18 protein-coding genes are annotated in these 8,416 nt (G+C 39.2%); all 18 read left to right on the top strand.

Annotated features, from left to right (window positions below; all coding sequences use genetic code 11):
• On the top strand, positions 1-92 hold a 92-nt coding region (locus EDD71_RS13190; protein WP_479724202.1), incomplete at its 5' end, for an EF-Tu C-terminal domain-related protein.
• Between the two features lie 630 nt (positions 93-722).
• Positions 723-1,031 (top strand): 30S ribosomal protein S10, encoded by a 309-nt coding sequence (gene rpsJ / locus EDD71_RS13185; protein WP_133629208.1) that lies wholly within the window; start codon positions 723-725, stop codon positions 1,029-1,031.
• A gap of 60 nt (positions 1,032-1,091) precedes the next feature.
• Positions 1,092-1,721 carry a 50S ribosomal protein L3 gene (gene rplC, locus EDD71_RS13180; RefSeq protein WP_133629207.1) on the top strand — a complete coding sequence of 210 codons (630 nt, stop codon included), beginning with the start codon at positions 1,092-1,094 and terminating at the stop codon, positions 1,719-1,721.
• A gap of 24 nt (positions 1,722-1,745) precedes the next feature.
• Positions 1,746-2,366, top strand: a complete 621-nt coding sequence (gene rplD, locus EDD71_RS13175; RefSeq protein WP_133629206.1) for a 50S ribosomal protein L4 — start codon at positions 1,746-1,748, stop codon at positions 2,364-2,366.
• Complete coding sequence (rplW, locus tag EDD71_RS13170; RefSeq protein ID WP_133629205.1) at positions 2,366-2,665, top strand: 50S ribosomal protein L23; 300 nt, start codon at positions 2,366-2,368, stop codon at positions 2,663-2,665. The genes rplD and rplW overlap by 1 nt, the downstream gene beginning before the upstream one ends.
• A 66-nt stretch (positions 2,666-2,731) precedes the next feature.
• Positions 2,732-3,559, top strand: coding sequence for a 50S ribosomal protein L2 (rplB, locus tag EDD71_RS13165; RefSeq protein ID WP_133629204.1), 828 nt, complete (start codon positions 2,732-2,734; stop codon positions 3,557-3,559).
• A gap of 80 nt (positions 3,560-3,639) precedes the next feature.
• Positions 3,640-3,921: a 30S ribosomal protein S19 gene (gene rpsS, locus EDD71_RS13160; RefSeq protein WP_133629203.1), complete on the top strand. Its 282-nt coding sequence runs from the start codon at positions 3,640-3,642 to the stop codon at positions 3,919-3,921.
• A 17-nt stretch (positions 3,922-3,938) separates the two neighbouring features.
• Positions 3,939-4,274, top strand: a complete 336-nt coding sequence (gene rplV / locus EDD71_RS13155; protein ID WP_133629202.1) for a 50S ribosomal protein L22 — start codon at positions 3,939-3,941, stop codon at positions 4,272-4,274.
• 18 nt (positions 4,275-4,292) lie between these two features.
• A complete protein-coding gene (rpsC, locus tag EDD71_RS13150; protein ID WP_133629201.1) occupies positions 4,293-4,964 on the top strand; it encodes a 30S ribosomal protein S3 in 672 nt (223 codons plus the stop codon).
• Between the two features lie 25 nt (positions 4,965-4,989).
• Complete coding sequence (gene rplP / locus EDD71_RS13145; RefSeq protein WP_133629200.1) at positions 4,990-5,433, top strand: 50S ribosomal protein L16; 444 nt, start codon at positions 4,990-4,992, stop codon at positions 5,431-5,433.
• On the top strand, positions 5,423-5,635 hold the full coding sequence (gene rpmC, locus EDD71_RS13140; RefSeq protein WP_133629199.1) for a 50S ribosomal protein L29: 213 nt from the start codon (positions 5,423-5,425) through the stop codon (positions 5,633-5,635). The genes rplP and rpmC overlap by 11 nt, the downstream gene beginning before the upstream one ends.
• 18 nt (positions 5,636-5,653) lie before the next feature.
• The gene (rpsQ, locus tag EDD71_RS13135; protein ID WP_133629198.1) at positions 5,654-5,908 is read left to right on the top strand and encodes a 30S ribosomal protein S17; all 255 of its coding nucleotides are present in this window, start codon (positions 5,654-5,656) and stop codon (positions 5,906-5,908) included.
• 25 nt (positions 5,909-5,933) lie between these two features.
• Positions 5,934-6,302 (top strand): 50S ribosomal protein L14, encoded by a 369-nt coding sequence (gene rplN, locus EDD71_RS13130; RefSeq protein ID WP_133629197.1) that lies wholly within the window; start codon positions 5,934-5,936, stop codon positions 6,300-6,302.
• Positions 6,303-6,327: 25 nt separating this feature from the next.
• Positions 6,328-6,645, top strand: a complete 318-nt coding sequence (gene rplX, locus EDD71_RS13125; RefSeq protein WP_133629211.1) for a 50S ribosomal protein L24 — start codon at positions 6,328-6,330, stop codon at positions 6,643-6,645.
• Between the two features lie 22 nt (positions 6,646-6,667).
• Positions 6,668-7,213, top strand: coding sequence for a 50S ribosomal protein L5 (gene rplE, locus EDD71_RS13120; protein WP_133629196.1), 546 nt, complete (start codon positions 6,668-6,670; stop codon positions 7,211-7,213).
• 14 nt (positions 7,214-7,227) lie between these two features.
• On the top strand, positions 7,228-7,413 hold the full coding sequence (locus EDD71_RS13115) for a type Z 30S ribosomal protein S14 (RefSeq protein WP_133629195.1): 186 nt from the start codon (positions 7,228-7,230) through the stop codon (positions 7,411-7,413).
• 29 nt (positions 7,414-7,442) lie between these two features.
• On the top strand, positions 7,443-7,841 hold the full coding sequence (rpsH, locus tag EDD71_RS13110; protein ID WP_133629194.1) for a 30S ribosomal protein S8: 399 nt from the start codon (positions 7,443-7,445) through the stop codon (positions 7,839-7,841).
• Positions 7,842-7,866: 25 nt separating this feature from the next.
• Complete coding sequence (gene rplF / locus EDD71_RS13105) at positions 7,867-8,409, top strand: 50S ribosomal protein L6 (protein WP_133629193.1); 543 nt, start codon at positions 7,867-7,869, stop codon at positions 8,407-8,409.
• Positions 8,410-8,416: the final 7 nt, after the last annotated feature.

Here is an 8,416-nt window from a genome sequence, read left to right as displayed (position 1 = left end):
CTCCAATCGCTATGGAAGACGGACTTAGATTTGCTATTCGTGAAGGCGGAAGAACAGTAGGAGCTGGAGTTGTTTCCAAGATATTTGAATAATTTATAACGATAAAAATAGGAAGGTGAGCGCGCCCCTTCCTATTTTTTATTGTGTATGGTATTTTTGAGTGCTTTCGCCTCAGTTTCAATGCATTTATTTCGATTCCCAAGTTTAGAACTTCTTTGCCAAGCGCTCTGGTGAATGAAATATATTTTTTATCGCAGCGTAGGTCTATAGATATTATCTACCTTTATTACAATGGACTTTTCAGAGTAGAATAGCACAATTGATTAATTTACATCTTTTAATGGGTGAATTTTACAGGGCCGGAGGGAACTATTATTCTTTACAAATTAAGAAAAATATTTTAATCTATATACATATGTGCTAATTTATATGACATTTTTAATGAGTTCAAAAATATTACAAAATAATATATTTCTCTTGCACATTTTTAAAAAATATTGTAGAATATAAGAGTTGTGAAGTACTCGGACTGCGATGATGCAAGAGGTTGCCGGTTACCGGGTTAATTCTTGCTGAGAATGTCCTGATCTAGAATCGGGCGACGGGGTCCTGTATACGTTATTCTTATGGGCACGATGAGGAAACACCCGGAATAGTGTACAGAACAGCCGCTGTCGTGCGTAGAAAAAACAAAGCGTGCGATGAAAAGGAGGGAAATTTTTATGGCAAAACAAAAAATCAGAATCAAGCTTAAGGCATTCGATCACAGCTTACTTGATTCTTCTGCACAAAAAATTGTGGAAACAGCTAAAAAGACTGGAGCTCAGGTTTCAGGGCCAGTGCCACTACCAACTGAAAGGGATGTTATTACAATCCTTAGAGCTGTTCACAAGTACAAGGACTCAAGAGAGCAATTTGAGATCAGAACACATAAGAGACTTATAGACATACTTAACCCGACTCAGAAGACTGTAGACTCTCTTATGAGACTTGATTTGCCAGCAGGTGTAGATATAGAAATAAAACTTTAATTTTAACTATTATGAATACAGAAAACTGTATTCCGCTAATAAGTTGAGGAGGTGCACATCGTGAAAAAGGCAATAATGGGAAGAAAGCTTGGAATGACTCAAGTTTTCGATGAAGACGGCAGAGTTATTCCTGTAACAGTAATAGAAGCTGAACCAAATGTTGTTGTTCAGAAGAAGACAATTGAAACAGACGGATACAATGCAATAAAAGTTGGATATGGAGATGTTAGAGAGAAGCTTGTAAACAAGCCACATAGGGGACAATTTGAAAAGGCAGGTTTAAAGCTTAGAAGGTATCTTAAGGAATTCAGGCTTGATGATGTAACAGGGTATGAAGTTGGAAGTGAAATCAAGGCTGACATATTTAGTGCCGGAGAAAGAGTTGACGTCATTGGAACATCAAAGGGTAAGGGATATCAGGGTGTTATAAAGAGATGGAACGCTAACAGAGGACCGGAAACTCACGGATCCAAGTACCACAGAGCAGTAGGTTCAATGGGTGCTTCATCATTCCCATCAAGGACATTTAAAAACAAGAAAATGCCTGGACATATGGGAAATGTGAGAACAACAATCCAGAACCTTGAAGTTGTAAGGGTAGATGCGGATAGAAATATCATCCTTGTAAAGGGTGGAGTGCCAGGACCAAAGAAGGGTCTTGTAGTAATAAGAGACTCAGTAAAAGCGTAATTTCTGAGGAAAGGAGGAAACAAAATGCCTAAGGTAGCTTTATATAACATGGATGCACAGCAGGTTGGAGAAATAGAACTTTCCGATGCAGTGTTTGGTGCTGAAATAAATAAGGAAGCTATGCATCAGGTTGTAAAGATGCAGCTTGCAAATAAGAGACAGGGAACTCAGTCAGCCCTTACAAGAGCTGAGGTTCGCGGAGGTGGAATTAAACCCTGGAGACAAAAGGGAACGGGTAGAGCAAGACATGGTTCTATTAGATCACCACAATGGACGCATGGTGGTATCGTATTTGCTCCAAAGCCAAGGGATTACAGCTATACACTTCCAAAGAAACTTAGGAGACTTGCTCTTAAGTCAGCTCTTTCATCAAAGGTTGCTGACAATGAAATAATAGTGCTTGATGAGCTTAAGCTCGATGCTCCAAAGACGAAGGTTATAGCAGAAATGCTCAAGAAATTTGATGTTAAAAAGGCTTTAATCGTTGTTCCTGAATCTGACGAGGTGATTTACAAGTCAGTAAGAAATATAGAGGGGGCAGCAGTAATACCAGTTAATAATCTCAACGTATACGATATTCTGAAGTACCACAGCTTCATCGTAACTAAGGACGCCGCTCAGAAGATTGAGGAGGTGTATGCATAATGAAATTAACAAATTATGATATAATTTTAAGGCCGGTAATAACTGAGAAATCAATGGCTCAGATGGCAGACAGACAATACACCTTCCTGGTTCATGTTGATGCGAATAAGTCAATGATTAAGAAAGCTATTGAAGATATTTTCGGCGTAAAGGTTGAAGATGTTAAAACAATGAACTATGAAGGAAAAGTTAAGAGAATGGGAGTAAATGTCGGAAGAAGGGCTAGCTATAAGAAGGCAATAGTTAAGCTCACTGCTGACAGTAAGACAATAGAATTCTTTGAAGGATTTAATGCTTAATTAAAAGATGAAATAAGCTGTTATTGACTTTAAGGTCAGATAAGCGTAGAGAAGGAGGGAATATGAATGGCGATTAAGCAATACAGGCCAACTTCTCCTGGTAGAAGAGGCATGACAGTTCTGGATTATTCAGAACTCACTAAAAAGGAACCAGAGAAGTCATTGGTTGTTACACTTAAAAAGCATTCAGGAAGAAACTCATATGGTAGAATAACTGTTCGTCATAGAGGCGGCGGTGCAAAGATAAAGTACAGAATTATCGATTTCAAGAGAGATAAGGATGGTGTTCCAGCAAAGGTTGTTGCTATAGAATACGATCCAAACAGAACAGCATTTATAGCTCTATTACAATATTCAGATGGTGAAAAGAGATACATCCTTGCTCCAAACGATCTTAAGGTTGGAGATACAGTTATGTCGGGAGAGAATGCCGACATAAAGGTAGGAAATGCTCTTCCACTTAAAAATATACCGGTTGGTACAATGATTCATAATATTGAGCTTTTCCCTGGAAAGGGAGGACAGCTTGTTAGATCAGCAGGTGTTGCCGCACAGCTTATGGCCAAGGAAGGCGACTATGCTCAGGTAAGGCTCCCATCCGGCGAAGTAAGGCTTGTAAGGGTTGATTGCAAAGCTACAGTAGGTATGGTAGGAAATGCAGCCCATGAACTCGTAAATATTGGTAAGGCCGGAAAGAAGAGACACATGGGAATAAGACCTACAGTTAGAGGTTCTGTAATGAACCCTGTAGATCACCCACACGGTGGTGGTGAAGGTAAGTCACCAATAGGACGTCCATCACCAGTTACTCCATGGGGTAAACCGACCCTTGGATACAAAACAAGAAAGCACAATAAGTACTCAGATAAATTTATTGTTAAGAGGAGAAAGTAATTTAATTACAGGAAGCGAGGTAGTGCAGGTGCTGTACTCTGCTTCCTGATTATTAACCTTTGCGAAGGGAGGCAAGTAAATTGAGTAGATCAGTTAAAAAAGGACCATTTGTTGAAGAAAGACTTTTAAAGAGAATAATGGATATGAACAAGACCGGTGAAAAGAAAGTTATAAAGACATGGTCAAGAAGTTCAACAATCTTCCCACAGATGGTAGGACATACAATAGCCGTATATGATGGGAGAAAGCATGTTCCAGTTTATATAACGGAGGATATGATAGGACACAAGCTTGGTGAATTTGCACCAACCAGAACATTTAAGGGACATGATGATACAGAAAAGTCATCAAAAGTTAAGTAATGGAAGGAGGGGCTCAAATGGAAGCAAAGGCACATGCTAGATATATTAGAATGTCTCCACGAAAGATTCAGGTAGTGCTTGATCTTATAAGAGGAAAGAAGGTTGGAGAAGCTTTCGCAATACTTAAGCATACACCAAGAGCAGCAGCTCCTGTGGTTGAAAAGTTATTGAAGTCAGCAGTAGCAAATGCTGAAAACAACTACAATATGGACGTTAACAAACTTTATATTTCAGAAACATATGTAGGTCAGGGGCCAACACTTAAGAGGTTTAGACCACACGCTCAAGGTAGAGCATTCAGAATAAGAAAGAAAACCAGCCATATAACAATGATTGTAAAGGAAAGAGCATAACGAAAAGGAGGGAAAAGTGTGGGACAAAAAGTAAATCCACATGGATTAAGAGTTGGTATAATCAAGGACTGGGATGCTAAGTGGTATGCAAACAATAAAAATTTTGCAGACCTTCTTGTTGAAGACAACATGATTCGAGAATACATCAAGAATAAGTACTATGTGGCAGGAATTGCCAAGACTGTAATCGAAAGAACAGCAAACAGAGTAAAGGTTAATATCCACACTTCAAAACCTGGTATGGTTATAGGCAAGGGTGGAGCAGGTGTTGACGAGCTTAAGAAGGAGCTCGAAAAGATGACTGGAAAGAACGTTCTTGTTAACATAGTTGAAATAAAGAATCCTGAAATTAACGCACAGCTTGTTGCTGAAAATATAGCTGCTCAGCTTGAAAGAAGAGTATCCTTTAGAAAAGCTATGAAGCAGGCTATATCAAGGGGAATGAGATTCGGTATAAAGGGTATCAAAACAGCTGTTTCAGGAAGGCTTGGCGGAGCTGAAATGGCAAGAACGGAAAGCTATCATGAAGGAACAATTCCACTTCACACATTAAGAGCTGATATAGATTATGGATTTGCAGAGGCGCACACAACTTATGGTAAGATCGGCGTTAAGGTATGGATTTACCATGGAGAAATTCTTACAAAGAAAAATGAAGAAAAGCCAGCAGAAGAGGTAGCAAATAGCTAATTGTTACAGGAAGGAGGAGTACAACATGTTAATGCCTAAAAGAGTTAAGCATCGTAAGGTACAGCGTGGAAGAATGACAGGTAAAGCAACAAGAGGAAACACTCTTGCGTACGGCGATTATGGTATAGTAGCATTAGAACCAGCTTGGATAACAAGCAATCAGATAGAGGCTGCCAGAATAGCTATAAACAGATATATTAAGAGAGGCGGAAAGCTCTGGATAAAGATATTCCCGGATAAGCCAGTTACAAAGAAACCTGCTGAAACTCGTATGGGTTCCGGTAAGGGATCACCAGAATTCTGGGTAGCAGTTGTAAAGCCAGGTAGAGTTCTATTCGAGCTCAAGGGAGTTAATGAAGAGGTTGCCAGGGAAGCTATGAGGCTCGCTTCACACAAACTTCCAATCAAGACAAAGTTTGTGACCAGAAGGGACTTCGAAGAAATGGGTGGTGAAGTAAATGAAGGCTAATGAACTTAAATCAATTCGCGGAAGCAGCATAAGCGAATTACAGAAAAGAATTATCGATCTTAAAGCTGAGCTTTTCCAGCTGAGATTTCAGCTTGCAACAGGTCAGCTTGAGAATCCAATGAGAATAAAGGCTGTTAAAAAGGAAATAGCACAGCTCAAAACTATCCTTAGAGAGAAAGAGCTTGGTATAAACCGAGACTAATGAAGGGAGGTACAGCCTGTGGAAAGAGGGCTTAGAAAGACCAGAATAGGTAAGGTTGTTTCTGATAAAATGAATAAGACAATCGTTGTTGCTGTTGAAACTAAGGTTCGTCATCCACTTTACGGAAAAACAGTTAACAGAACAACGAAGTTCAAGGCTCATGATGAAAATAACGAAGCTAGAATTGGTGATATAGTAGAAATCATGGAAACAAGACCACTCAGCAAAGAAAAGAGATGGAGACTTGTTCAGATAGTTGAAAGAGCTAAGTAATGAAGCTTGAAAGGAGGTTTCAGATATGATTCAGCAGCAATCAATTCTAAAGGTTGCAGACAACTCAGGTGCTAAGGAAATCATGTGCATCAGAGTTTTAGGTGGATCAAAGAGAAAGTATGGTAACATCGGAGATATAATTGTTGCCAGCGTTAAGAGCGCAACACCCGGAGGTGTTGTTAAAAAAGGAGACGTTGTTAAGGCTGTTATCGTAAGGTCTGTACAGGGAGTTGGAAGACCTGACGGTTCATATATAAGATTTGATGAAAACGCAGCTGTTATAATCAAGGAAGATAAGACTCCAAGGGGAACAAGAATTTTCGGACCTGTAGCAAGGGAACTTAGAGATAAGGAATTTACAAAAATTCTTTCACTTGCTCCTGAAGTACTATAATGCAAGGGAGGTGGCTTAAGTGACAATGCCTAAAGTTCACGTTAAAAGAGGAGATACTGTACTTGTAATTGCAGGTAAGGATAAAGGCAAAAAAGGTGAAGTAATAAAGGTTATACCGAAAAAGAACAGAGTAATCGTTGAAGGTGTTAACATGGTAACAAAGCATGTTAAGCCTAACGTTGCAAATAGACAGGGTGGAATGGTAAAGCAGGAAGCAAGCATACATGCTTCAAATGTAATGCTTTACTGCAAGAACTGCAATAAGCCTACAAGAATAGCACATAAAATTCTTGAGGATGGATCAAAGGTAAGAGTTTGCAAACACTGCGGTGAGACATTCTAAGGGTTGAAAGGAGGTTTACTAAATGATACCAAGACTTAGAGAAAAATATGAAAAAGAAGTGGTACCAGCATTAAGAGAAAAGTTTGGATATAAGAGCATAATGGAAGTACCAAGGCTTGAAAAGGTAGTTATAAACATGGGTGTTGGTGATGCAAAGGACAATCCAAAGCTTCTTGATGCAGCTGTTAACGACCTTGCAACTATAACAGGTCAAAAGCCAGTAGTTACAAGAGCTAAGAAGTCCATCGCCAACTTTAAGGTAAGACAGGGAATGCCAATAGGCGTTAAAGTGACTTTAAGATCATCAAAAATGTATGAATTTGTTGATAAACTAGTAAACGTTGCTCTTCCAAGAGTTAGAGACTTTAAGGGCGTTTCAAATAAGGCATTCGATGGAAGAGGAAACTACTCATTAGGAATTAAGGAACAACTTATATTCCCTGAAATAGAGTATGATAAGGTTGAAAAATTAAGAGGAATGGATATCATCTTTGTAACAACAGCAAAGACTGATGAAGAAGCTAGAGAGCTTTTAAGACTTCTTGGAATGCCATTCGCTCAAGTATAAGAGGAGGGGAAACTGTGGCACGTAAGGCAATGATCGAAAAGTGGAAGAGAGAGCCCAAGTTTTCAACAAGGGCTTACACCAGATGCAGAATATGTGGAAGACCACATGCAGTTCTGAGAAAATTTGGAGTATGCAGAATCTGCTTTAGAGAGCTTGCATATAAAGGTGAAATCCCAGGCTGCAAGAAGGCTAGCTGGTAAAATAGTTAATATGAAAGGAGGCAGTAAATATGGTTATGACTGACCCAATTGCTGATATGCTAACTCGTATCAGAAATGCAAATATAGTAAGGCATGAAAGCGTAGAGCTACCAGCCTCAAAATTAAAGAAAGCAGTTGCTGATATAATGCTTAATGAAGGATATATAAGCGGTGTTGAAGAATATATGGATGGTTCAGTACCAATGCTCAAGCTTACTTTAAAGTACGGACCAAATAAAGAAAGAGTTATAACTGGACTTAAGAAAATATCAAAGCCAGGCCTAAGGGTATATGCTCAAAAAGACAATATACCAAAGGTTCTTGGTGGACTTGGAATAGCAATACTCTCAACTTCAAAGGGAGTTATGACAGATAAGCAGGCTAGAAAAGAAGGAATCGGCGGCGAAGTTATCTGCTACATCTGGTAATACGATACGAATAGGAGGTGCAAACATGTCAAGAATAGGAAGACTTCCAGTTGCTCTTCCTCAGGGTGTAACTGTTACGGTTGGAAACGATAATACAGTAACAGTTAAAGGACCTAAGGGAACGCTAAGCAAACAAATGCACAAGTCTATGAATATAAAAGTTGAAGATAATGCAGTAGTAGTTACAAGACCAAGCGATGAAAAGGAAATAAAAGCTCTTCATGGGCTTACAAGAGCATTAATTCAGAACATGGTAACAGGAGTTACACAGGGATACCAGAAGGCTCTTGAACTTGTTGGTGTTGGTTACAGAGCATCAAAGCAGGGTAAGAAGCTTGTACTCAATGTTGGATATTCACATCCAGTCGAAATAGAACCGGTTGAAGGTATAGAATTTGAAGTACCTGCAGCAACTTCAGTAATCGTTAAGGGAATTGACAAGGAAGTTGTAGGTCAGGTTGCAGCACAGATAAGAGAAGTTAGAAGACCTGAGCCATATAAGGGCAAGGGAATCAAGTATGTTGACGAAGTAATCAGACGAAAAGAAGGCAAGACAGGTAAGAAATAATAGAAGG

Source organism: Fonticella tunisiensis, assembly GCF_004364155.1.
Taxonomy (GTDB): Bacteria; Bacillota; Clostridia; order Clostridiales; family Caloramatoraceae; genus Fonticella; species Fonticella tunisiensis.
This window is presented reverse-complemented; position numbering and strand designations above follow the sequence as displayed.